Genomic DNA, 23081 nt, shown 5'->3' on the forward strand with positions numbered 1-23081 from the left:
ACTGGTTAAGTGCTCATTGATTACTTTTTAAAGCACAAACAGGCTGTGCTTCCTATTTGCCTACAGTCTTACTCACTCTTCTATGCATAATTAAGTACAAACCAGGTAAAACAAGGAGAGTCAAAAAGGTTGAAGACAAAATTCCTCCAATGACCACCGTTGCAAGAGGTCGCTGCACCTCAGAACCTGCGCCCACATTAATCGCCATAGGCACAAAACCCAGACTCGCGACTAGAGCGGTCATTAGAATGGGTCTTAAACGCGTTAGAGCTCCTTGAACAATAGCTTCTTTTAATTCGACGCCTTTCTCAAATAAACTGCGAATAAAAGACACCATGACTACACCATTTAAGACTGCAACACCAGATAAAGCAATAAACCCTACACCAGCTGAGATGGAAAAAGGAATGCCTCTTAACCAGAGTGCTACAATTCCTCCTGTTAGCGCCAATGGAACGCCCGAAAAAATAAGTAATGCTGCACGTGCTGAACCAAAGGCCATAAATAAAAGACCTAAGATAAGTAGCAACGTGATGGGTACAACAACCATTAATCGCTCTTCTGCAGAAATCAGTTGTTCAAAGGTTCCACCATAATTTATCCAAGTTCCTTCAGGCAACTTAATTTTTTCTCCAACAACTCGTTTAACTTCTTCAACAAAACCACCTAAATCGCGACCACGAACATTTGCGGTAACTACCACACGACGCTTTCCATTCTCCCGGCTAATTTGATTCGGACCATAAGAGAAAGTTAATTTGGCTACCTCCTTTAGGGAAACATAATTTGGATTTGATTTGCTATCGCTTTGAAGCGTTAATGGAATAGGTAATTCCTCTAACATGTTGATATTTGTTCGTATGGATTCTGGTAACCTCACAACAATATCAAAGCGTTTGTCACCTTCAAATAACACGCCTGCCTCTTTGCCACCCAAAGCAATTTGTATAACATTTTGAACATCAGCAATGTTTAATCCATAACGCTGAAGTGCTGTGGTATCGGGGATAATGGATAGCACGGGTAGACCGCTGGCTTGTTCAACTTTAAGGTCGGAAGCACCAGGGACTGTTTGCAGTGCCCCTTTTACTTTCTTAGCTAAAGTCAGCAGCTGCTCCATGTCATCACCAAATATTTTTATCGCTAAATCACTTCTAACACCTGAAATCAGCTCGTTAAAGCGCATTTGAATGGGTTGAGTAAATTCATAATTATTTCCAGGGATTTTCCCGACTGCATCCTCTATTTCACCCACCAAAACGTCTTTAGATTTATTAGGGTTTGGCCATTCGGAGCGTGGCTTTAGCATAACAAACGTATCAGCGACATTGGGAGGCATTGGATCGGTTGCTACTTCTGCCGTTCCAATTTTACTAAAAACCTCACGAACTTCGGGGAATTTTTTAATGCGCTCTTCTAATATAGTTTGCATAGAAATAGCTTGGGATAAGCTCGTACCTGGAATACGCATAGCATGTAATGCAACGTCCCCTTCATCAAGACTTGGGATAAATTCAGCACCGATGCGCAATAGTAATAATAAGCTTAAGCACGTTATTATCACGGCACCACTCACCATTTTCCAAGGATTTAGCATGCTCCAATTTAATAAAGGTTCATAACCTTTTTTTACAAATCGAATAATGAAATTTTCTTTTTCGTCTACTCGGCCTGTAATAAATACAGCCACTGAAGCAGGCACAAAAGTTAAAGAAAGCACTAATGCAGATAAAAGAGCCATGACCACGGTCAAGGCCATCGGGTGAAACATCTTCCCCTCAACCCCTGATAATGTAAAAATTGGCAGATAAACTACCGTTATAATGACTACGCCAAAAAGACTTGGACGAATGACTTCTGCGGTTGCTTCTGAGGTTAAACTAAATCGCTCCTCTTTCGTTAACACGCGCCCTAATTCATGTTGTGCTAAACCAAACCGGCGTAGGCAATTTTCAATGATAATAACCGCGCCATCTACAATTAACCCAAAGTCTAATGCGCCTAAGCTCATTAGATTTCCAGACACACCTTGTGTGACCATCCCCGTGATGGTCATCAACATTGAAATGGGAATGACGGCGGCTGTAATTAATGCTGCGCGAATATTACCGAGGAGAAGAAAAAGAATAACAATAACGAGCAATGCGCCTTCCAATAAGTTTTTCTCAACTGTAGCAATTGTTCTATCCACAAGCTTCGTTCTATCATAAACAGGTCTTGCGATAAGTCCTTTGGGCAGGCTTTTATTGATTTCCTCGAGCTTAGTTGCCACACGAACAGAAACCTCGCGACTGTTTTCACCAATGAGCATCATGGCAGTACCTAAAACCACTTCTTTTCCGTTTTGAGTGGCAGCGCCCGTCCTTAATGGCGAACCTAGCTTAACATCAGCCACCTCCCCAACCCGAATAATAACTTCATCTCTTTTGGCAACAATAATGTCTTTGAGGCCTTCAATGGTTTTCACCTGTCCTGGTATTCGAATCAGATACTGCTCACCATTTTTCTCAATATAACCTGCCCCGAGGTTTGCATTGTTTTTCTCCAGTGCATTTAAAAGGTCGTTTATGGTTAATTGATAAGCCAGTAATTTTTGTGGGTAAGGCATGACATGAAACTGCTTTTCATAACCACCAATGGAGTTCACCTCAATGACCCCTTTGGTGTTACGTAGTTGGGGTAGGATAATCCATTTTTGTACGGTCAATAAATCCATGGGCGTATACTCGCTACCATCCTCCTTTAAAGCACCCGGTTTAGCCTCTACTGCGAACATAAAAATTTCACCAAGGCCTGTAGCGATAGGACCCATTTCAGGTTCCATACTAGGAGGTAATTGACTTTTTATTTGTTGTAACCGCTCTCCGATTAATTGGCGCGCAAAATAAATGCTAGTTCCCTCTTCAAATACAACGGTAACTTGTGAAAGTCCATAGCGTGATAGCGAGCGTGTATAATCCAGTTTTGGAATACCTGCTAGGGCTGTTTCAATAGGATAGGTAACGCGCTGCTCCACCTCTAGGGGAGAATACCCTTCGGCCTCAGTGTTAATTTGCACCTGCACATTAGTAATATCAGGAACGGCGTCAATCGGTAATTTTTTAAAATTATAGATACCAAATGCCATGAGGCCTGCAATAACCAACAAAACAAACCAGCGGTGTCGAATAGCAAAGGCTATAGTAGGTTCTAACATAATTGTCCAGGTTTAATGCTCATGCTCGGCTCCTGACCTTTCAATATCAGCTTTTATTAAAAAACTATTACCTACTACATACTGGGTGCCGGGTTTTAAACCACCTTTGACTTCGACCCATTCACTATCTTTTGCTCCTAGTTCCACCTCACGCATTTCATATTGCTCTCCCACTTTAATGAATAAAACTGTTTTTTCATTCATATTTTGCAACGCGGTCGTCTTAACCATTAATGGAACTTTTATTTGAGAAAGAAGTACATCAGCTCGTACAATAGTTCCTGGGCGCCATTCTTCCTTAGGATTTGGAATAGTTACGATAGCGATTACAGTTTGGCTTAATGGATCCGTAGTGGGAAGAATCATAGCAATTGGCGCACTTATTTCCTTATCCTCTTCCTGCGAATGTATAGTGACCATTTGGCCTTCATTAATTTTCTCTAGATCGCGCGGGAAAACATGCAGTTCAGCCCAAACATCTGATAAATTTGCGATAGTAAAGAGCGCCTCTGTTCCGGCAACATTCCCAGGCGTGATGTTGCGCGCAAGAATACGACCCTCTGTTGGCGCACGAACTTCATATGCCTTTAAGCTCTCGTTGCTTTCAATGGTGGCTAATAGGTCGCCTTTTTTTACTGAGTCACCCCACTTAACCAATACATTTTTTACTACACCCGGAAAGCGGGCTCTAACATCAGTGGTGGTATTACGGTTGAGGGTAATACGGCCATTGAGAGAAGCATATTTCTTTATCACTCCCGGCCCCGCGACTAAAACTCTAATGCCCTCCTCCTCCGCCACCTTATTACCTAGCTTAATCCGTCCCTCATAGGAGGAGTAGTTCCAGCTGAAGAGTTGATTTTCATAAATTGCCTTTAGTGTAACATCAAAGGAATGGGGTTCTTCTATGTCTTGTTTACTGACTAAAGCATCATTCTGAGGGATGAAATTTATAGTGGTTATATCCCCCTCAAGGCGTTTTAACTCAACATTAAGACTTACCTTTGAGGGTGAAATGGGCTTTCCTTTCGATGAAGCATAGGCCTTAAATTTAGGAGTGGCTCCTTCTTCGGTAAGGACCAGTTCCACAGTGAAATCTTTACTCTCAAATACGCGACCATCATGCGGACCGTGCTTCTCGGGAACGGAAGCATCCATTGCAAAGGTCAGCTTAGCAGAAAGCCACCATAAACCACCCGCAAGAATTACTGCCGCGATTATGATTAGATAATGATACTTTTTCACACGAATTCCCTTTTCATTATTTGTGCAATGTTTCACTCATTAATAATCCCTGGATTTTAATAAGCGCCTTATGATAATCAGCATGAGCCCTGGTATAATGCTCTTCTTCACGATTAAGCATCTGAATTGCATTACTAAGAATAAGATAACTATAGCGTCCCTGCTCAACCCCTTCGCGAGCTAATTCAACCGCATTTTTCGCCTTCGGGAGCATTCTGCTCGTTACTTTTTGCACTTCTTCCTTAGACTGTAAGGCGTCTAAAAAGGTTCCATACAAGGTAGACTCTAGATTTAATTTTAATTGGTGTAAGTCCTGAATGGCCTCATTTCGTTTTGCATGAGCGCTATAGACATTTCCTTGATTTTGATTAAAGACGGGAATTGGAGCTGTGGCGGAAACCAGGAATGCCTTTTGATCGTTTAACTCAAAATGACGAAAACCAAATTGTAGATTTAAATCAGGCCAAACTTCTTTTGAAGTTGCAGCAATACGTGACCCCATTGCTCTGACCAAAGCCATTTGCGCTTTAATCAAATTACTCGTAAGAAGACGTTTTTTAATTAAAGTCCATGAATCTAGGTGATGAGATAGACCACTTTCATTGAGAATAATTTCATTAAGATTTGGAGTGCCCATCAAATTGGCTAAAATGGTTTTAGATTTCACTTCATTGCGTCGTGCCCTATCATAAACGATAATCGCTTCATCAAGTGCTATCTCTGCTAATCTTAAATCAACTTCTGAATTAGCCCCTATTTCTAAACGTTTTTTAATACTTCCAACGACTAATTCATTCAGTTTTACTAAACGCCTTGAGGCACTAGTCCAATATTGAGCATAAAAAGCATCTACATAAGCATTTCCTATCTCAACAAAGAGATTTGAGCGATTTGCTTCTAATTTCAAGCAAGCCGCTAGAAATTCCATTTTGGAAGCCTCTCGTTGATAATGCAATCGATTACCTAAGGGTATGGGTTGCTCAATGGAAATGGTTTTTTCTGTCCCTGTATATCCTGACTCAAGTGTAGAAGGGGTTCCAATATTTTCAGCTTGTAGTGCAAGCGTTGGATTTGGATATAATCCCGATTGAATAAACTGACCCTTGGCCTGTTCAACAGCAGCCGCTTGTGCTTTCAAACTAGGATTATTTTTATAAGTCAGTGCCAAGGCATCTTTAAATGTCAGCGAATTTTGACCGTGCGCGGCTTGCAAGCACACCATCAGTAATCCAATCAGTCCAAAATAACTACGCATTCATAATCCTTTATAGTCTTTATAAATATTTATTACTAAGAGATGGCAGCTCATTTATCATTGAGTAGTCTTGTTCATTAAAGCTCAACAATCGCAGTCCATTAGCAACAACAATAAGACTCGCACCCATATCGGCAAATACCGCCATCCATAACGTGGCCAAACCGGCCAGCGCCAAGCCAAAAAATATTATTTTAACCACAATAGACAAACTAATATTTTGAAATAGTACACTCGCAGTTTTACGACTTAAAGCAATGAATTGGGGTAGTTTAATTAAGTTATCATTCATAATAGCTATATCTGCCGTTTCCAGTGCGATATCCGTGCCTTTTCCCATTGCAAACCCAATGGTCGCTTTCGCAAGCGCGGGCGCGTCATTAATACCATCTCCCACCATCCCCACCGCCCTAAAACCTTTAATTAGCTCATCAATAGCATAAACTTTGTCTGCAGGTAGAACGTTTGCCCGAATTTCATCAATACCTACCTGGTCAGCAATAGCTTTGGCGGTGGTCGCATTGTCTCCTGTTAACATGCAGGTTTTAATTCCTTGTTGATGCAATGCTTTGATGGCCATTTGGCTTGTGGGGCGCAACGTGTCCGCCACAGCAAGAATCGCTAATACATATTCTTCATCACTTAAAACGATGGTGGTTTGTCCTTTTTCCTCAAGCTCTTTAAGCTGGTTTTCGATGGCTGGATTACAAACCTTATTATCTTCAGCCAGTTGATGGTTACCAACAAAATATCGTACCCCATTAATTAATCCCGTTACCCCACGACCAGGTAGGGCTTTAAAATCTGTTACTTCAAGTAGTGAACTCGCTGGTTGCTGCTTTTGCCATTCTTTAACAATAGCCTGGGCAATGGGGTGCTCTGAATGGGCATCTAAACTGGCTGTAAGTCTTAAGACCTCTTCATCCGTCTGCTCACTTAATTGAATCAATCTGGTAACAACTGGTTTTCCTTCAGTAAGCGTACCTGTTTTATCTAAAGCGATGGCTTTTAATCGATATCCTTGTTCTAAATAGGTTCCACCCTTAATAAGAATTCCGTTTTTGGCAGCAGCGGCCAAGCCACTTACAACAGTTACCGGTGTGGAAATTACTAACGCACAAGGGCATGCAATAACGAGCAATGTTAATGCTTTATAAATCCATACAGAAAATAATCCTCCCCAGATAATAGGAGGAACAACAGCGACCAAAATCGCAAATACTACCATAACAGGGGTGTAATATTTGGCAAATTCATCAACAAAGCGTTGCATAGGCGCACGCTCAGATTGCGCTTGGGCAATTGTTTTTCCAATTTTTGCAAGTACTGTATCACCCGCGGCGACCTCTACTCTAAATTGAAAAGACCCATGTTCATTTAAGGTTCCCGCATAAACCTTATCTCCCACCTCTTTATCAACGGGCATGGACTCACCCGTAATAGGTGCTTGATTAATGCTGCTTTTCCCCAGAATTATCTCACCATCTAAAGGGATTCGCTCCCCTGGTTTAACCCAGATCACAGCATCTAAAGCAACTTGGCTAACGGGCATACTCTGCCAACTTCCATCCGCCGCTTTAACAGTAGCCACATCAGGCGCAATTTCCATCAACTTCCGGATAGCTTCTCGCGCTTTATCCAAGGAGTACACTTCAATTCGTTCGGCAAGTGCAAATAAAACAGTCACCATGGCAGCTTCCGGCCACTCGCCAATGAATATCGCACCCGTAATGGCTATGAGCATAAGGCTACTAATATTCAGTGTTTTGGTCTTTAGTGCTAACCATCCTTTCTCAAGAGTAGTTTTTCCACTGATTGCCATGGCAATCAGTGATAGTACTGCGACCCAAGGGGATTGCTCATCGGATAGACGATAGGCAATCAATTCAGCTATAAGTGCTGAAAATCCTGCCAAACCCAGTACCCACCATGAAGGGTGCGGGTTCTCTTTCAGATGTTCTTTATCTACTTTTGTCTTTAAGCTCGCCTTCATTCCTAGCACTGCAATCTTATCTATCAAAGGCCCCGGGTTTCTTAAATGATGATGAATGGTGACTTCTTGGGTGATAAAGTTAAAAAGCAATTTCTCTACTTCGGGCATAGACTCCAATTGACCCCGAATAAGCTTTTCTTCTGAGGGGCAATCCAGGCCTACGACGTATAGAGTGGTTATAGAAGAATTCATATTAATTTTCTGCAAAAGCCATAGGGAATCAGCTGGTTAATAAATAAGCTAAAGATCTCCATTGTTACCTCTTTCTTCAGTAAAATGACTAATCATGTCTATTAGAATGCACCGGACATGCTCATCATCAATTTCATAGAAAACCTGCTTTCCTTCTCGTTTTGCATACAGCAATCGAGCTGAGCGAAGTATACGCAAGTGATGACTGACCAGAGGCACTGATAAGCCTAACTGATCTGCTAAGCCCCCAACAGATTGGGGGTTTTCTAGGCAAGACAGCAAGAGTTTTAAGCGATTTGGTTCGCCCATTATACGCAAAATATCTGCTATCGTTGCAAAGGTTTTTTCCGAGTGCGGTTTCATATCAACAGTTAAATAAGTGTTTAACTGTAAATTAGGTAATATTGTTTTAAATGTCAAGGGACTAGAAAACGCGATTAAGGAAGTTACTATCTATAATTTTGGAGTCAAACTATAAAAACCTTGTCCATCAAGATATCTTGTGTGACATAGCTTCTAAACAAGTAACTGAGATATAAGAATACTATAATGTTGAAGCATGTTACCAATTTGCTAAAGGTGAAAAAAATGGCTTAATTAACTGGTTTCAATGCATTAATCAACTCGTCGTTATCTGCTATTTCTCGATCAAGGAAGTCTATAAAATCTGTTTCTTCTAAAGAAGTCGCTTGAGATTTGCCCTCCTCACGTTTTACCATCTGTCCTTCTACAAATAAGCAAAATCGATTTGCAGCTTGTGAAAATTCTTTTTGGCTTTGTTGAAGTTCTTGTACTGCACTTGAGAATGAAACCGCTGCGTCCTCAGCGGCAGATAGCTTATCTTTTGAGCTAGTAATCTGATGATCATATTGTTGCAAGTGTCTGGAAATTGTACTGAATTCTTGATTAACAGCTCTTTGTTGATCCACTAAGTGAGTTGTTTCTGTTTCTACCGCTTCCACAATGATGCTTAATGCATTGTTTTGCGTTGTAATCTTTTGTCTTTCCAAATCTAATTTAGCCGCTTGCTCTTGCAATATCAGGGGTTGATCAGTTAGCTCGATAACCACAGCATCTAGTTTGCTCGTAGCATTATTAAACATTTGCTCACTAGCCTTTAGGTCTTCAATAGCTGCTAATTCTTCAGCTGCAAAGATTTTAGCCCCTAAATGACGATGTTGTTCATGAGTATAAAATAGGCCATGAATAAGTAGCGAAAGGGCAACTGTGGTTAACACAAGCACGGTTGTAGCTCCTACAACTACTCCAATTAACGCAGAGAGTAAAATAGCACCCACCAAATACACCAATTTTTCAAAAATAGGTTTATCAACCCATGAGGAAGTTAATTTATCAAACCAACTTTTATGCATGAGGTACCGTTTGATTAGCTCACCTGATTCATCATTAGGGAGATCATTTTCCAGAGGATAAAACCATAGGGATAAAGCTGTAAGTTTTGATCTTACCCACGTAAAAAATATAAATATTGGTGTCATTTTTTTAACGTCCTGTTAATTTAATTAAACGGTGAAGAGCTGGTTTGAGATATAACTGCTGTTGATGCTGGCGCTGATTGCTGGTCAATCACTTGTTTAAAAAATCTTAATTGATCCACAAGTTTCAAAGATTTTGCTTTTATTTGGTCAATCGCCTTCTGTTTTTCCTCTATAGTTTGTTCTTTTGCTTTATTATCATTTGTTAGTGTTTCTACCACATCAGTCAGTTTATCTATAGTTTGTGCTTGCTCGCCCACTATCTTATTTAATGTTTTTATTTCGAGTGCTGTCTGCGCAAGTTCTTTTTCTTTTTGAGCTAGGTTCTCATTGAAAGCGGCCAGTTTTGATTGGGAGCAGTAGTCCATGCTTTGGATTTGTTCTGTTACTGCCTTTAATTCAATAACTGATCTATCTAAATTCGAAGAGGAATAAGCTACTGTCCCTATTGTTCTTTGCAAAAGTTGGCTTGTATCAGATAATTGTTCAGTTATTTCTTGAAGTTGTTCAATGGATAACGCGTTTGATCCAGTTGCTGAATTAATTTCAGACTTTAAGCGAGCCACATTCTGACAGAGTAGGTCTAGTGTATTATTTGCGAGTGCAATTCGGTTATTAGTTATTTCATGCTGAGCGTTCAAAGCCTCCATGTGCTCTTGGAGTAACCTATTATCGTTACTAGATACATAGTACCAAAGACCACCCGTTAATCCTGCTCCTGCAAGCACCCCTCCACCAATATAGTATGCAACTGATACAGAAGAAGCCTTTCCGGTTGCAACCAAAGCAGCTCCTAATAAAAGCGGTAACGGCATAATAATATTCCTTTAACGAGGTTGAGTTTCCCTGAAATCTGCAAAACAATACCATTATGCTCTATTATGATCAATAGTGCTTCTTTATGACCCAATATTTCCTGATTTTTCAGGGATTTACTGAGTTAATGAGCATCCCCTTCTAAGGAAAAATTGAAATAGGCCATTCCTGCTTTCGTTTTTATTCTAAATTTTGATTATAGATTTTTTCATATTCTGGTTTATCCATTCATCAATAACTTCTTTATGCCAGGCAAGTGTCCTCCCATGTAATTTTACGGGTAAAGGAAATTTACCATCTGTCCACCAACGTCTAAGAGTCAATCTGTCTTTTCCTATAATGGTTTCCAAGTCATTTATGAACAAAATCTGTTGTGAAAATAAATTATTAAGAGGTTGCATGATCTTCTCCAAGTCCATGTCATTCGAGAGTCAGGCGTGCTTTCCATTCGCCCTTTAATTCCATATCAATAACAGTAAGGAATAGTTTTAGTAAATTTAATTCGACTTTACTTTCCCTCGGTAACCGATTGAATTGATGGATCATTTGCAAATAAGCAACTGGGGAGTTAGATAAGTTCGCGATTCGTTGTAGCGAATACTTTGTAGAATCCAGTAGATACTGGATTATTTCCTTATAGATGATTACTTTTTTTTCATGAAACATACAACATACTCCTGTAAAACTTAAGAATCATAGTCCGATTTAAGCCAAAATTAATATTAGATTCATTTGGCGAAACCAATATTAAAACGATATTAAATTCATTATCAATATGCTTTTTTAAGATATTATAATTAAGATACGGTATGATATTGAATGATATTGTTTTATATGTTAATTTTTTTAAAAATATTTCGTTTAAAAGGAAATTTATGACTAACGGACATTATCAATCGTTTTCCAAGCGGTTGATTCAAACTCTAAAAGATAAAGGATTTACTGCTTCTCGCTCTCCTAATGGTATATGTATTAAAACTTTGGCAGAATTTACCGGATCGTCTGAGCAAATTTGCCGCCGCTACATACGCGGGGATGCCTTACCAGATTATGAAAAGATTAAACAGCTGGGTCATTATCTACAAGTCAATCCTGGATGGTTATTGTTTGGTGATGACGAAAATTCAACACTCTCAAAAAATAATATTAATGAAAACTTACTTCATTACATATTAAAACAAAGCCATCACTTATATCCTACTATCCATGGAAGTAATGACGAATATGCAGATTTTGTGTTAGGATTGATCAAAGAGGTGCGTGCAATTGACACTTCGAATGAAAATTTACTAAAAATCATTGACCTAGCTATAAGTTCTATCTCTTCATATGAAGAACGTAAAAAGCAAAGTCATGCTGTGTAAGAAATATTTAGATATGGATGTAACCGCTGTTAAGCTTAGACTTCACCCTAAAGCTAAAGACTATCTTTTTAATCATTACGCGACACTACGTCGAATATTTTCTGATGTGGTAGGCCAACTCGAAACAGATTATATTTCAATTGCTTTAATTGATGAAAAAGATCAAATTTTCTTTTTCTCATCCAAACCTTCCATAGAACAAAATTTAATAGAAAAAAATTTATGGAAAAATGATGGCAATTATCAGCCTGAGTTCATTTATCAAAATAAACCAAGGCTATGGAGTGAGCTAAATCATATCGGATGCTCGAGTTTATTAAAGCAATATAAAGAGATTGACCATAATTTGATTACTGGTATATCCGTTCCACACCAATACGCAGATTATCGCGTTATATTTACTTTCGGTTTTAAAAAAATTCATCCTCTCATACAAAAGAAATCACAAATCCACAATGAAAAACTATTAGCTATAGGCAAGTTTTGTATAAAGAGTATTCAAGCTGTAATACCCTTTCCTGAAAAACAATATATTGAAACAAGACCAAAATTAAAATTAATAATTAACAATCAGGTATCCCTATGAACAAACTTCTTGATAAAAATGATCCTATTTTAAGAGAAACCGCTGAACCAATTTCAGAAGCCGAATTTGGAAGCGAATGGCTTAAAAATCTGGTTAGACAAATGTTTTCAATTATGGAAGAAAAAGGAGCTGTAGGTGTTGCTGCACCACAAATTGGGGTTAGCAAACGAGTTATTGTATTTGGTACCAACTATACAAAACGTAGAAAACCAGAGCATCCGATTCCGGATACTGCGTTAATAAATCCTTCTTTAAAGATATTATCTCAAGATATTCAAACGGATTATGAGGGATGTCTAAATTGTGGTGAATTAATGGGCCAAGTTCCTAGAGCGACCGAGATAGAGTACTCAGGATATAACCTAGATGGAGTTAAAATAAATAAAAGAGCAACCGGATTAGAAGCAAGAATCCTGCAACACGAAATCGATCATTTAAACGGCTTTTTATTCTTTGACCATATAGAAGATAAAGACTCTTTAACTACAATAACCGAGCTACAAAAAAAGGCTAGTGCATGAAGCATCAAACCAGAATTATTCTCGCAGGCACTCTGGGAAATTTAATTGAATCCTTTGATATGGCAATTTGTGGTTTGTTGTCGGTTTACCTCGCTAAGTATTTAATTGGAGATGTGACTAAAGGTTTATTTCTGGTTTTTCTAACTTTTTTTGCGGGTTATATAGCAAGGCCCATTGGGGCACTGTTAATGGGATTATTATCTGATGCTTACGGTAGAAAAATTATCTTAGCAGGCTCCATTCTCGTAATGGGTGTTTCAACTGCTCTTATTGGCTTGGTACCGCCTTATAGCTCCATTGGAATTTATTCAGCAATGATATTGCTACTGCTGAGAATTATTCAAAGTTTTTCTTGTGGAGCTGAATATTTAAACTCGTCCGCATATCTTGTTGAAAATGCTGAAGAAACTCAAAGAGGCTTCTTTGGTAGCTGGGCATCCTTTGGCACGATGTCAGGCCTCTTAATGGCCTCACTGGTATCACTTGCTGTAAGCTTTGTAATCAATAGGTACCCTGAAGCAGATTGGCTTATTTGGCGTCTTCCCTTTGTTTTGGCCCTTTTAGGATCATCTATTGGTTTATACATTCGATTGTGCATTCCGGAGAGTATGGAATACATTCTATATTATTCAGAAAAGCCTAAACCCACCTTTAAAAATTTACTTTTAGAGTCCTTTAATTTCATTAAAACAAGTAAGTTACAATCCCTATACGTTTTTATTTTAAGCTGTTTAGGGGTAACAACTACTTTTCAGATATTTATTTATGGGCCTATGCAAGCTCATTTATACGGAAATTTTCAAGATCGGGAAATTCTTACATCAAACATTATTTCATTGATAGTTCTGCTGTGCGTCTTCCCCATGGTTGGGAAACTATCTGATAAGATTAATAGAGAAAAAATTGTTATATGCGCTAGCCTAGGATTTTTGTTGCTTTCCATCCCATTTTTTAATTCATTGTCTCATGATAATTTGAACAATTTTATTTGGACTCAAGCGATGATAGCAATTCCTGCTGGAGCTTATTATGCCACTGTTCCAGTGATTTTGGCCGAAATGTTTCCTATTAAATTAAGATGCACGGTCTTATCTGTGCTGTATTCAATTGCAGCAAGCTTATCGGCAGGATTGGCTCCTTTGATTTCATTTTATCTAGTACAGAAAACACAGGTTCCTTCTTCCCCTTCTATTTTGATTTTTAACTTAGTTGCCATATCGGTTGTTATTATTAAAGTAAATCGTGGCAGGTATAAGAGACCACATCTAAAGTTTAAAATAGAAAGCAATTAAAAAAACGCCCCACCTATTAATGCTTACTATTTTATGTTTATCTTTAGGTGAATTATTTGTTTTCTAACCATTCTCCCATTGGATTATCCGTCAAACAAAGCAACCAAGAAGCCGCAACATTTAGCTCTTTAGACAAAATTTTTGCCTCTTCAGGTCCAGGACTCCGAGTACCTTGTTCCCAATTACTTATTCTCGTGGCTTTCAAGCCTGTGCGCTCAGCCAAGTCTTTGATCAATATCCCACGAGCCTTTCTAGCCTGGGTAATTCTATTACCTATAACTTTTTTCATATTCATTTAGGTTCATTTGCTATCAGTTAAAAATACCCCATTGACTCTAAAAAGTGCCTATTTACAATGAGATATCAATAACACAAATCGTGTTATCGATTGATGCTAATTGAATTCGTTTGATATTTCAAGAAGTGATTTTTTAAGCAGGATTTTAGGAAGAATCGAAAAATGGGGTTTTTATTTGTGAATACAAATGAATTGTCGGCACTAATGGGTTTGCCTTATATCCAACAATCTACTTACTTGCTTGGAATTCGCCCCTATATGGACCGTGAAACCTTTTTAGTAGGCAGTAAAAAGCGACGCATTAGTTATCAATCGCTTGCTGAAGACTTATATGTTGAACCCCATCAAGGTCTGGAGCATTCAGGCAGCCCCAGCCGCCAGCAATTACGTCGTGTTATATACGCTCTTGAAAGAGCTGGTCTTATTGAAATTCAATCTAATCGTAAAAATCTTATTTTAAAATGTATTTTAGCCGACTCGGATTTGTCTGTTCAAAATAAACCCGACACAAACCCGACATCTCAACCCGACACAAACCCGAACACTGAAAATCATTTAAAATCTGAAACTTACATCCAAAACTATAAAAAACCCGACACAGCAAAAAACATAAAACCCGACACACCTCATAACTCAGAAAATAATATGTGTGTGTATGTTCGCGAACAATTTCAAAAATTTTGGGAAATTTATCCACAAAAGCTAGATGAAAGCAGAGCCTTTCAGGAGTTTTTTAAGATTAGGCCTGATGAAACTTTGTTTTATCAAATCCTCAATACACTTCAAGCCCAAATTAAAAACCGTATGGAAATGGAACTGGCAGGTGATTGGGTTCCAAAGTGGAAATTCCCTGCCAACTGGTTAGCTCAAAGATGCTGGAATGATGAACTGTTAACTTTAAGAACTCAGGAGCCAAGAGATGCATCCCATCAAAACTATTCTCGAAAAAAATCCGCTGCCGATATCCTCGCAGAATCCTGCAAGGATGCCAGCTTCGACTTTGACTGTGAAGATAGCCCCACCCACACAGAAACAAGCAATGTCCTCCAGTTCAACAAGCATAGAGGCTAATGAAAAACGCATAGACACTTTATTCACCCGTTTTGCCGCGATTTATGGACAGCTTTGGCTTACAGCTTATCAAAACCAAAAGGTATTGGAATTTGCCAAGAAGGAATGGTCAGAAAGCTTACTAGGCTTTGATAATTCAATTTTAAAGGAAGCTCTAGTAAGAACAAAAAAGGATTGTATGTTCCCTCCGGCCCTGCCTTTATTTGTTGATTATTGCCAGTCTATTAAGTCGCGACGCACTCCAAACATTTTTTTGTCTGTGCCGCACACTCCTGCAAAGCCAGAGGTTGTCAAATACAACATCGACAAAATGAAAGAAAGCCTCACTAAAGGAACTAAGGAGAAAAAAACATGCTGACATTAATCCGTCGTATTGGGGAAGAAATCTACATTGATAAAGGAAAAATTAAAGTCTCTCTTTTATTTCAGAAAGGAGAACTTATTGGCGTGGGGATAAAAGCACCTAGAAGTATTGATATTGACCGCAAAGAAGTCTTTATCCGCAAATGTATTGAACAGCACGAGTTAGAAAAGAAGAAAAAACAAGAAGAACTTGAACCATCCAACTCATAGAGAGATTTTATGCGTAAACATTTTATAATTTGTAGTATGGTCTTCTTTTGTAGCTATCCGCAAGCTGCGGATATTACCCAGATTAGCCGATATGCTACGGTTAAGAATCAACCTTTAGCAGCTCAAATAAACCCATTTAAAACCGTTCAACAAATTCATTTCCCAATATCAGTACAAACTATTGAAGATGCAGTGCAATACTGGGTGCGCTACTCAGGGTACCACCTAGTAAGTAAAGAAAAACAAAGCGAAAGTTTAAAACAAGTTTTCCCGCAACCTCTCCCCCAAATCAATAGAAATTTAGGTCCATTGACCATAGCCGAGGGTCTAACAGTTTTAGTCGGGCAAAAGCTTTTTATTCTTAAGCAGGATGACTTGTTACGGGAAATTAACTTTACATTAATTGCAAGGAGAGCAGCATGAAAAAATACCTTGAATTGAAATGGCTTTGTCTTCTCCTCTTAAATGTTCTCTTTATTGTTTTTATTACAGTAAAGCAAGAATCATCGGGTAACCAAACTAAAGAATTAATTACCCTGGATAAAAAAATTGCCTCTATTCAAAGCCAACTACAGAAACCCATTGAAAAACCGGATTTATCACCGATTACTCATGATCTAAAGCAATTAGGCGAATTTATTCAGCAGCTTCAAAACAAAGATGATCATCAACTAGGGGAAATATTTACCACAGAACAAATTGCTATTAAAAAACAGCTCGATGGAATAACTGATTTATTACGTCACTTAGATGAAAAAAAACAACCGGTAAAGATACTTCCTGAGAGCCAATTGCCTTTTAAAATACTAAGCATTGATAGTATCCAAGAAGTACCAGTAGCTTCTGTAGCTTATAAGTATAAAACCCAAGCCCTCGAAAAAGGTGACTCATTAGGAGGCTGGAGCGTACTTTTTATTGATTTTGTTAAACAAATAATAGAGTTTGAAAATGGTAATAAGGAACATGTAATTGCCCATCTGCAGCATCAGGAGATGGGTGATGCGTAAACTCTCTTCAATAGCATTTGGAATCCTATTAAGTCAGCATGCTCTAGCAAATTTATATATTCCTGGAATAGTTACCCAAAATATTCAAAATGAAGATAACGCATTAGCGAAAGCGGGTTTAATCGAGTTTCACGATGAAGTGGTTGAAGAAAAGAACATTAAACTCAGTGAAGAGCAAGTCTACCAAGCTAAGGTCTGGGGTTTAACTGAAGATGAAGAAAGGCGCTACTTACAACTATTGCAAAGCCAAAGTGGCCTATATTACAAAAATCTTCGCCTGACACCGGTTGACATACTCGGGCTAAATGCCAGAACCGACTCTGAACGCGAACATTTTGCGGAAATTGCAGCACACCAAGAAGCCCAGAAAGTAGCACAAAACATTGCTTGGAATAATGCTTTTTATCAAGCCTACAATCACATTTTCCAGGATGTACCAGTAGTAGGTAATTTTGACCCGTCCCCCTACTCTCCATACGCACACCAACCTATTTCCCTTGAAGAAGGGGATAGCCTCTATTTCTTTATTAAAGAAAATGACACAGTAAGAACAATACTATTGCAACTAATTGATGCGATTACCACAACTCAAAATGCCAAGCTACACCTGCTCTTTATAGAAATGAATGACGAAGCTATTCAACTGTGGGCAAATCGAAATCAAATACCGCAAAGCTTGGTAATCAATCATCAAATCATCTTAGCCCCAGGCTTACAACAGTTTGAAGCACTAAAGCTACATAGTAAAAAAACCCCACTTCTCTTACTTGCTCGCGGTAATACCTCGCAAATTGTCGATTTGGGGAGATTTTAATGGCAAAGCTTTTGCTCTTACTTCTGATTACCTTCAATGCTCATGCTATGGATGTCATACCACTTACGGTGACTCATGATAATGCTGCTATGCGGCTTAACCTTTCTAGCCCGATTGGAGTTCCTGTAAAAAGTAAGGCAACGGTTGGAAAAGTAATTCGCAATAAATTGAAAACTGACCTTATTAACATAGCAATATTTGTAATTGGAGTGGACGACACATCTCTTAAATGGCTAGCAACGAATCAAGAGAGATTACAAGCAATGCAAGCCATAGGATTTGTAACCAATGTGAATGATTTAGAAAAAATTATCGCTTTACAAGAAAAATATCAACTACCGCTATTGCCGGTTAATGTAGATCCTTTACTTAGTTACATTCAAGTGCAGCATTATCCTCTCATTATTGCTGGAGGTGCTGTATGGCAATAAAACAAACGTCTAGAAGAATGACCCTGCAATTATTCCTCACTCTTTTCTTAGGATGGTTAGGGCTAATTTTTTGGTCTACTTATCAGTGGGTAACCTATGGTTACGCTTCTGCATATCAAAGAATTAATGAACTCGCTCATTCACAGAAAAAAGTATTAAGCCCAATTTATGAGAGATCATCTTTTACTCATTTACCGCTGCATCTAAAGCCCGTTGGCATAAATCTACCCTTTTTAAATAACCTTCCAAAAATGCATGGAATAACAGAAGATTTCCTTAAAAAAGCCGGAGAAGGTCTCCAGTTAATTTCTCTAACAACCCAATACCTATTCATCAAATTACTTATAGTAATTGCTGCTCTACCTCTGTTTGCTTTAGCAGCTATAGCAGGGCTTGTGGATGGATTAAATCAAAGAGCTATTCGTACTGCTTGTTTAGGACGTGAATCCTCTTATGTATTCCATAAGCTTAACCAATATTTAAAAAAAGCACTTATAGTCTTTTTCTTGCTCTGGTTACTTCTTCCGATCAGTGTAAACCCCTCTTTAGTATTCGTGCCGATAAGCGTGCTTATTGGATCCATGGTGGCCATTACTGCCAGTCGATTTAAAAAATATTTGTAGGGGACGATATGAAACGAATTCTTTACTTAGTTCTACTCACTGTAAGCCTACAAAGCTGGGCATCGAACCCCGATCTCAACGAGACGTTGGTCCGCATTATTAATCAAATAAATGCCATTATGCCCCTTCTTGATGAGGCGCAGTTACAAATAACACCAAACACTCACATTCAATTGCAAATTGAAGGATTCGAAGATGGACAAGGGCAACACCATGCTGGTCTTCGTGAAGATTTAATGAATATCCGCAATGGACTCATTGATTATATTAATGAGCCTGTTATTGCCCCCCGCAAGATTAAAGCATTGGAAATGGATTTTGTGAGGAAACCTTAATGAGTAAAGACGAAATAGCCAGATTGTTTTCTACGACTTTCAAACAGGCAAGCAATAACATACCGGCACATGTCTTTTCCAGCAGTATTCGTTTTCTTGCCATTGCGTTGGTCATTTTAGCAGTTATGTGGTCTGTAAATCATTTTATGGACGCCGAAGAAAAAGACTATAACGGCTATTTAATACGCCTAGGCTCTAGACTCATCCGCTTAGTCATTGGATTGACCCTTTTTATTTTAATTTTAATCGTTAAGGAGACAACATGAAAAAATCCCTTCGTACACTTTACATTGGCGTATTAAATCTGTGCTATGCCCCCGTACTACTTGCGGATAGCTGGTTCCCGAAAATTTCGGAGGCAGACAATATTGGTAACGGAACTCGAAGCATGATGTCCGTGGCAGGGACTTATGTGAAACAAGGTTTAGGTTTGCTTATGTTCATTGCTGCCGTTGTAACCTTCATCAAATTTATCACCACTGTCCAACATGGAATTGAAGAATCTAAAAAGAATGAAGGCTCCATGGTGGCTTTTGGTACCTTTGCGGTAATGGCTATTACTTATTTGGCCGTAAGTATTGTATCAGGGTATGTGGGCTACACCATGATTACTAAATTCAAAATTTAAGGATGCGGTATGAGCCAACCTTCTTCCCGCAACTTGTCACATGATTTTCCCGCATGGAAAGGGCTAAGTTTGCGGGAATTATTTTGGATTGTAATTACAACCACCCCATTAACTTCATTTTTTTTCATTTTAGCGGGAATCATGCTGGGATTTCCTCTTGCTAGTGGCTGCGCTGGATTTTTTCTGGGCTTTATTTTGGCTATTACTTTTTGGCCTAAAAGAATTGCTCGAATTAAAGAGGGAAAGCCTTATGGTTTTGTAACGAAACAAGCAATTCAATGGATGGTGCGATTAAAGCTTAAACATTCCCCATGGTTTTACTATGAAGGTCGGTGGCGAAAAAATAAAACCCTAGGAGAGCCCCATGTTTGAATATTGGAAAAAAACAGATAGTTTGCATCATCACAATCGATTACTACTCGCAATTGTAGGAGTTTTACTGGTCGTCGTTCTGTCTTTAATGCTTATTTTGGCAACCATCCCAAAACGCTATGAATTTTGGTTAAGTCCTAATATGGCGGCCAACGGTGGATTGATTAAAGCAAGTCAAATTCCCGATGAGTATGTACAAGGTTTTGTTTCCTCATTGATGCCTTCTTTATTTAGTTGGTCCAATCATGGAAAAGAAGATTTCATGCGAAACCTCAAAGCCTTTCATTATTATTTTACCCCTCGGCATGAACAACTTCTTCGTGAAACATTAGCTGCTTATAAGAATGCACAACTTTTTGATCGAAGTCAGGTAGCAAGCCTGTATCGTTTTATGGAGCCACAAGATATACATAAAATTGGCCCAGACACTTGGGAAGTTAAGTTAGTCCTGCGTATAACACAGCGGTTAAAAGACAACAGCGCTATGGTCATAGCTGATAAGGTCGTTCTCTATAACTTGCGCGTTGTGAAGGTAAATCTTTCGCGCATCCATAACCCTTTCCAACTTGCTCTTGATGGCTATACCCGCAATGAAGAACGCCTACAAGATTTACTCGCCGACACGGAGGTAGCCCATGAGATATCTTAAATTCGCCTTATTTTCTCTTTGTTTTGTTATCAACGTTAGTTATGCCCTAGAAAAGGAACACCTGGTCTGGGAAAAGATTCCTTTAACGATTCAATTGCCTATCAACCAAGAACGACTGGTTCAATTCCCTCAAGCTATCAAAGTCATGGATCAACAACTAGGTTCTAATGTAGAAGTTTTAAAGGTGAAGGATAGTCTCTACATCAAAGCTAAAGAGGCCTTTACAGAAGGTCGGCTAATAGTGCAGCTATTACCAGATAATGAAGTAATCATTTTAAATTTAAAATCTGACGAAAAGCTAAAAAATGCTAATCCCATTGAAATAGTAGTAGACACAGTAGAAGAAAAAGTAGGCACAACATCTAGCCAATACGAATATAACGCCATACAGCTCACTCGATTCGCAATTCAATCCCTTTATTCCCCAGAGCGTGTTCTGGAAATCCCGGAAGGAATTCACCGCACGCCTATGCAAACCCATAAAACTGTACCTCTTTTTTATGGCGCTAGTGTTGAAGCCCACCCCATAGCTTCTTGGCGTGGAGGAGAGCTATATGTAACGTCCATTGAGGTTAGAAATTTACTTAGTAAATCAGTGCACCTGCAATTCACCGATCTTATAGGGCATTGGCAAGCAGCCAGCTTTTATCCAACGAATGAATTAATGCCGCGAAATCAACATGAAACTACGACCGTATTTCTGGTTTCTGAACAACCATTTTCCAGTGCATTGACTCAACAGCCGAGGTTTAATCGATGAAAAAAAGTGGACTTAAAATTCTAAGTGGCGCTGTAGTTCTCACGGTTATATTAATACTGATTAATAGCCGACAAACCGAGCCTGTAAAAGATAAAGCAACAAATCCAAATAATTTTGGGGAAGCTATAGCTAGTCAATTTAATGACAATATACGCGATGTATCTGCACGATTAATTGAAACAGAAAAAAAATTAGAAAAAATTCAGGAGGAAAATACAAGCCTCCAAAAACAATTAAAAAAACCCAAAGTAGAAATTAATAGCTCCTTTCAAGAAGAAATATCAAATTTAAAAGAGCAAATTAATGCCTTAACAGACAATAAATTGCAATCTTACCCTATGGAGGAAACCTCTCCGAAAGTGAATGGTCAAATTAAGGATTTAGATTCCTTGATTGAAAAGCCATCTCAAAAAAGTGACTCTTTAAATCAAAATGAAACAGACAGTAAAAAAGAAGCTCCCAATATTACTCCGTTCTATACCATTCCGGCAGGCAGTGATTTTAGTAAGGTAGCTCTTTTATCTGCATTAATAGGTGAAGTTCCGGTTGAAGACAAATTAATGCAACCGCTCTTTCCTTTTACCGCTATGGTTAGTCGCGGCGACTTAATGACGGCCAATGGAATGCAGTTGCCAGAAGATATTACTGGTATGAAAGTCAGCGGTTATGCCATAGGTGTGGGATCGTTTCTCGATAATATTAGCTGTGTACGCGCCTATGTAACGTCTGCCTTATTTGTTTTTGATGATGGTCATTTCGTGACAATTGGCCAAGAACAAATGAAAGGAACCGCCGAACTGGTTAACAATGAAAGTATTGGATATTTAACAACCCAATATGGCAATCCTTGTATCAAGGGACAATACATTACAAACGCCCCACGCGTATTAGGCTCGCTAATGCTCGCTGGTGGTATTCAAGGTGCAGGAAATGCTTTATCCAAATGGCAGATGAGTTACGAAGCAGAAGGAGGCACTTCTATTGCTATCCCAACAGGTGATTTAACCCATTTTGCCACGGGTGGAGCAATTACCGAAGGCAGCGAAAAAGTTACCGACTGGCTTCAAAAAAGAATTCAGGGCAGTTTTGACATGGTTTTTGTTCCTGCCAGCATTCGAACCGCTTCTGGGTTTATTCCCAATCAATTAAACCTACATTTCAGTCAAACGATTGCTATTGATAAAGAACTTAACGGGAGGTTATTAGATTATGGTTTCCATAAAGAAAAACATTTTGATAATGCTTTGCGCTAGTATCGGAGTGAGTGCCTGCAGCACTTCCAGAATTACTCAGACTTCCATTCCCGAGCAAGGCTTAACTATTAGTCAATTATATCAGCAGAGTAAAGAAACCCCTTTGCCAAAATCGTTTCCCTATCGAGTAAACCTTGTGGAAACTAATGATGAATTTAAACCATTACCCAATCCCGAAGTGCCAATTCATGTCTTTGCTCATGTTGCACAGCTAGGGGATGAGCAAATTATTAAACCGTCCTATACGACACGTTTTTTTCTGTATAAACAAAACCAATACGCTCTTGCTTCCGAACTTTATTAGGTGCTTA

The 23081-nt window shown here is 38.8% G+C and carries 30 protein-coding genes; 20 read left to right on the forward strand and 10 right to left on the reverse strand.

Annotated elements, in window-relative coordinates; translation table 11 throughout:
• Window positions 1–52: 52 nt before the first annotated feature.
• The 9 genes from EL206_RS02760 to EL206_RS10170 form a co-directional block, all read right to left on the reverse strand.
• Window positions 53–3196 (reverse strand): efflux RND transporter permease subunit, encoded by a 3144-nt coding sequence (locus EL206_RS02760; protein WP_058462021.1) that lies wholly within the window; start codon window positions 3194–3196, stop codon window positions 53–55.
• A 12-nt stretch (window positions 3197–3208) separates the two neighbouring features.
• Complete coding sequence (locus EL206_RS02765) at window positions 3209–4441, reverse strand: efflux RND transporter periplasmic adaptor subunit (protein WP_065310949.1); 1233 nt, start codon at window positions 4439–4441, stop codon at window positions 3209–3211.
• Between the two features lie 16 nt (window positions 4442–4457).
• Window positions 4458–5696 (reverse strand): TolC family protein, encoded by a 1239-nt coding sequence (locus EL206_RS02770; RefSeq protein ID WP_058462023.1) that lies wholly within the window; start codon window positions 5694–5696, stop codon window positions 4458–4460.
• 19 nt (window positions 5697–5715) lie between these two features.
• On the reverse strand, window positions 5716–7881 hold the full coding sequence (locus EL206_RS02775) for a heavy metal translocating P-type ATPase (protein WP_058462024.1): 2166 nt from the start codon (window positions 7879–7881) through the stop codon (window positions 5716–5718).
• A 48-nt stretch (window positions 7882–7929) separates the two neighbouring features.
• On the reverse strand, window positions 7930–8244 hold the full coding sequence (locus tag EL206_RS02780; protein WP_058462386.1) for an ArsR/SmtB family transcription factor: 315 nt from the start codon (window positions 8242–8244) through the stop codon (window positions 7930–7932).
• Window positions 8245–8474: 230 nt separating this feature from the next.
• A complete protein-coding gene (locus tag EL206_RS02785) occupies window positions 8475–9380 on the reverse strand; it encodes a hypothetical protein (RefSeq protein WP_058462025.1) in 906 nt (301 codons plus the stop codon).
• Between the two features lie 20 nt (window positions 9381–9400).
• Window positions 9401–10192 carry a hypothetical protein gene (locus tag EL206_RS02790; protein WP_058462026.1) on the reverse strand — a complete coding sequence of 264 codons (792 nt, stop codon included), beginning with the start codon at window positions 10190–10192 and terminating at the stop codon, window positions 9401–9403.
• A 186-nt stretch (window positions 10193–10378) separates the two neighbouring features.
• Complete coding sequence (locus tag EL206_RS02795; RefSeq protein ID WP_058462387.1) at window positions 10379–10594, reverse strand: helix-turn-helix transcriptional regulator; 216 nt, start codon at window positions 10592–10594, stop codon at window positions 10379–10381.
• A gap of 19 nt (window positions 10595–10613) precedes the next feature.
• The gene (locus EL206_RS10170; protein WP_058462027.1) at window positions 10614–10859 is read right to left on the reverse strand and encodes a hypothetical protein; all 246 of its coding nucleotides are present in this window, start codon (window positions 10857–10859) and stop codon (window positions 10614–10616) included.
• Window positions 10860–11068: 209 nt separating this feature from the next.
• Between EL206_RS10170 and EL206_RS02805 the strand changes: the two genes are divergently transcribed.
• The 4 genes from EL206_RS02805 to EL206_RS02820 are packed head-to-tail and all read left to right on the forward strand — an operon-like array spanning window position 11069 to window position 13956.
• Window positions 11069–11557: a helix-turn-helix domain-containing protein gene (locus EL206_RS02805; RefSeq protein WP_058462388.1), complete on the forward strand. Its 489-nt coding sequence runs from the start codon at window positions 11069–11071 to the stop codon at window positions 11555–11557.
• Window positions 11523–12143, forward strand: a complete 621-nt coding sequence (locus EL206_RS02810) for a flagellar biosynthesis protein FlgJ (protein ID WP_232048491.1) — start codon at window positions 11523–11525, stop codon at window positions 12141–12143. The genes EL206_RS02805 and EL206_RS02810 overlap by 35 nt, the downstream gene beginning before the upstream one ends.
• Window positions 12140–12664, forward strand: coding sequence for a peptide deformylase (def, locus tag EL206_RS02815; protein ID WP_058462028.1), 525 nt, complete (start codon window positions 12140–12142; stop codon window positions 12662–12664). Before EL206_RS02810 ends, def begins: the two co-directional genes overlap by 4 nt.
• Window positions 12661–13956: an MFS transporter gene (locus tag EL206_RS02820; protein ID WP_058462029.1), complete on the forward strand. Its 1296-nt coding sequence runs from the start codon at window positions 12661–12663 to the stop codon at window positions 13954–13956. The genes def and EL206_RS02820 overlap by 4 nt, the downstream gene beginning before the upstream one ends.
• A gap of 52 nt (window positions 13957–14008) precedes the next feature.
• Here EL206_RS02820 and EL206_RS02825 read toward each other — a convergent pair whose 3' ends face one another.
• Window positions 14009–14245: a helix-turn-helix domain-containing protein gene (locus EL206_RS02825; RefSeq protein ID WP_232048492.1), complete on the reverse strand. Its 237-nt coding sequence runs from the start codon at window positions 14243–14245 to the stop codon at window positions 14009–14011.
• A 171-nt stretch (window positions 14246–14416) separates the two neighbouring features.
• On the opposite strand from EL206_RS02825, the gene EL206_RS02830 reads away from it, so the two are divergent.
• Genes EL206_RS02830 through EL206_RS02905 form a run of 16 tightly spaced genes read left to right on the forward strand, consistent with a single transcriptional unit; the run spans window position 14417 to window position 23074 of the window.
• Entirely contained in the window at window positions 14417–15325 is a 909-nt protein-coding gene (locus EL206_RS02830) for a hypothetical protein (protein WP_058462031.1), read from the forward strand.
• Window positions 15294–15683, forward strand: a complete 390-nt coding sequence (locus EL206_RS02835; RefSeq protein WP_058462032.1) for a hypothetical protein — start codon at window positions 15294–15296, stop codon at window positions 15681–15683. The genes EL206_RS02830 and EL206_RS02835 overlap by 32 nt, the downstream gene beginning before the upstream one ends.
• Window positions 15677–15898 carry a carbon storage regulator gene (locus EL206_RS02840; protein WP_058462033.1) on the forward strand — a complete coding sequence of 74 codons (222 nt, stop codon included), beginning with the start codon at window positions 15677–15679 and terminating at the stop codon, window positions 15896–15898. Before EL206_RS02835 ends, EL206_RS02840 begins: the two co-directional genes overlap by 7 nt.
• 9 nt (window positions 15899–15907) lie before the next feature.
• A complete protein-coding gene (gene pilL2 / locus EL206_RS02845; RefSeq protein WP_058462034.1) occupies window positions 15908–16321 on the forward strand; it encodes a PFGI-1 class ICE element type IV pilus protein PilL2 in 414 nt (137 codons plus the stop codon).
• Complete coding sequence (locus EL206_RS02850) at window positions 16318–16905, forward strand: hypothetical protein (protein ID WP_058462035.1); 588 nt, start codon at window positions 16318–16320, stop codon at window positions 16903–16905. Before pilL2 ends, EL206_RS02850 begins: the two co-directional genes overlap by 4 nt.
• A complete protein-coding gene (locus EL206_RS02855; RefSeq protein ID WP_058462036.1) occupies window positions 16898–17719 on the forward strand; it encodes a TIGR03759 family integrating conjugative element protein in 822 nt (273 codons plus the stop codon). The genes EL206_RS02850 and EL206_RS02855 overlap by 8 nt, the downstream gene beginning before the upstream one ends.
• Window positions 17719–18150 carry a PFL_4695 family integrating conjugative element protein gene (locus tag EL206_RS02860; RefSeq protein WP_058462037.1) on the forward strand — a complete coding sequence of 144 codons (432 nt, stop codon included), beginning with the start codon at window positions 17719–17721 and terminating at the stop codon, window positions 18148–18150. The genes EL206_RS02855 and EL206_RS02860 overlap by 1 nt, the downstream gene beginning before the upstream one ends.
• On the forward strand, window positions 18141–18773 hold the full coding sequence (locus EL206_RS02865) for a TIGR03747 family integrating conjugative element membrane protein (protein WP_058462038.1): 633 nt from the start codon (window positions 18141–18143) through the stop codon (window positions 18771–18773). Before EL206_RS02860 ends, EL206_RS02865 begins: the two co-directional genes overlap by 10 nt.
• Before the next feature lie 8 nt (window positions 18774–18781).
• Window positions 18782–19108, forward strand: coding sequence for an RAQPRD family integrative conjugative element protein (locus EL206_RS02870; RefSeq protein WP_058462039.1), 327 nt, complete (start codon window positions 18782–18784; stop codon window positions 19106–19108).
• Entirely contained in the window at window positions 19108–19374 is a 267-nt protein-coding gene (locus EL206_RS02875; RefSeq protein ID WP_058462040.1) for a hypothetical protein, read from the forward strand. Before EL206_RS02870 ends, EL206_RS02875 begins: the two co-directional genes overlap by 1 nt.
• Window positions 19371–19736, forward strand: a complete 366-nt coding sequence (locus EL206_RS02880) for a hypothetical protein (protein WP_058462041.1) — start codon at window positions 19371–19373, stop codon at window positions 19734–19736. Before EL206_RS02875 ends, EL206_RS02880 begins: the two co-directional genes overlap by 4 nt.
• A gap of 9 nt (window positions 19737–19745) precedes the next feature.
• The gene (locus EL206_RS02885; RefSeq protein ID WP_058462042.1) at window positions 19746–20108 is read left to right on the forward strand and encodes a TIGR03750 family conjugal transfer protein; all 363 of its coding nucleotides are present in this window, start codon (window positions 19746–19748) and stop codon (window positions 20106–20108) included.
• Entirely contained in the window at window positions 20101–20757 is a 657-nt protein-coding gene (locus tag EL206_RS02890) for a DUF2895 family protein (RefSeq protein WP_058462043.1), read from the forward strand. Before EL206_RS02885 ends, EL206_RS02890 begins: the two co-directional genes overlap by 8 nt.
• Window positions 20744–21517: a TIGR03749 family integrating conjugative element protein gene (locus EL206_RS02895; RefSeq protein ID WP_058462044.1), complete on the forward strand. Its 774-nt coding sequence runs from the start codon at window positions 20744–20746 to the stop codon at window positions 21515–21517. Before EL206_RS02890 ends, EL206_RS02895 begins: the two co-directional genes overlap by 14 nt.
• On the forward strand, window positions 21514–22770 hold the full coding sequence (locus EL206_RS02900) for a TIGR03752 family integrating conjugative element protein (protein ID WP_058462045.1): 1257 nt from the start codon (window positions 21514–21516) through the stop codon (window positions 22768–22770). Before EL206_RS02895 ends, EL206_RS02900 begins: the two co-directional genes overlap by 4 nt.
• The gene (locus EL206_RS02905) at window positions 22727–23074 is read left to right on the forward strand and encodes a hypothetical protein (RefSeq protein WP_058462046.1); all 348 of its coding nucleotides are present in this window, start codon (window positions 22727–22729) and stop codon (window positions 23072–23074) included. Before EL206_RS02900 ends, EL206_RS02905 begins: the two co-directional genes overlap by 44 nt.
• Window positions 23075–23081 lie beyond the last annotated feature (7 nt).

Origin of the sequence: Legionella adelaidensis, from assembly GCF_900637865.1 — a bacterium.
In the GTDB taxonomy this organism is placed as follows: Bacteria; Pseudomonadota; Gammaproteobacteria; order Legionellales; family Legionellaceae; genus Legionella_A; species Legionella_A adelaidensis.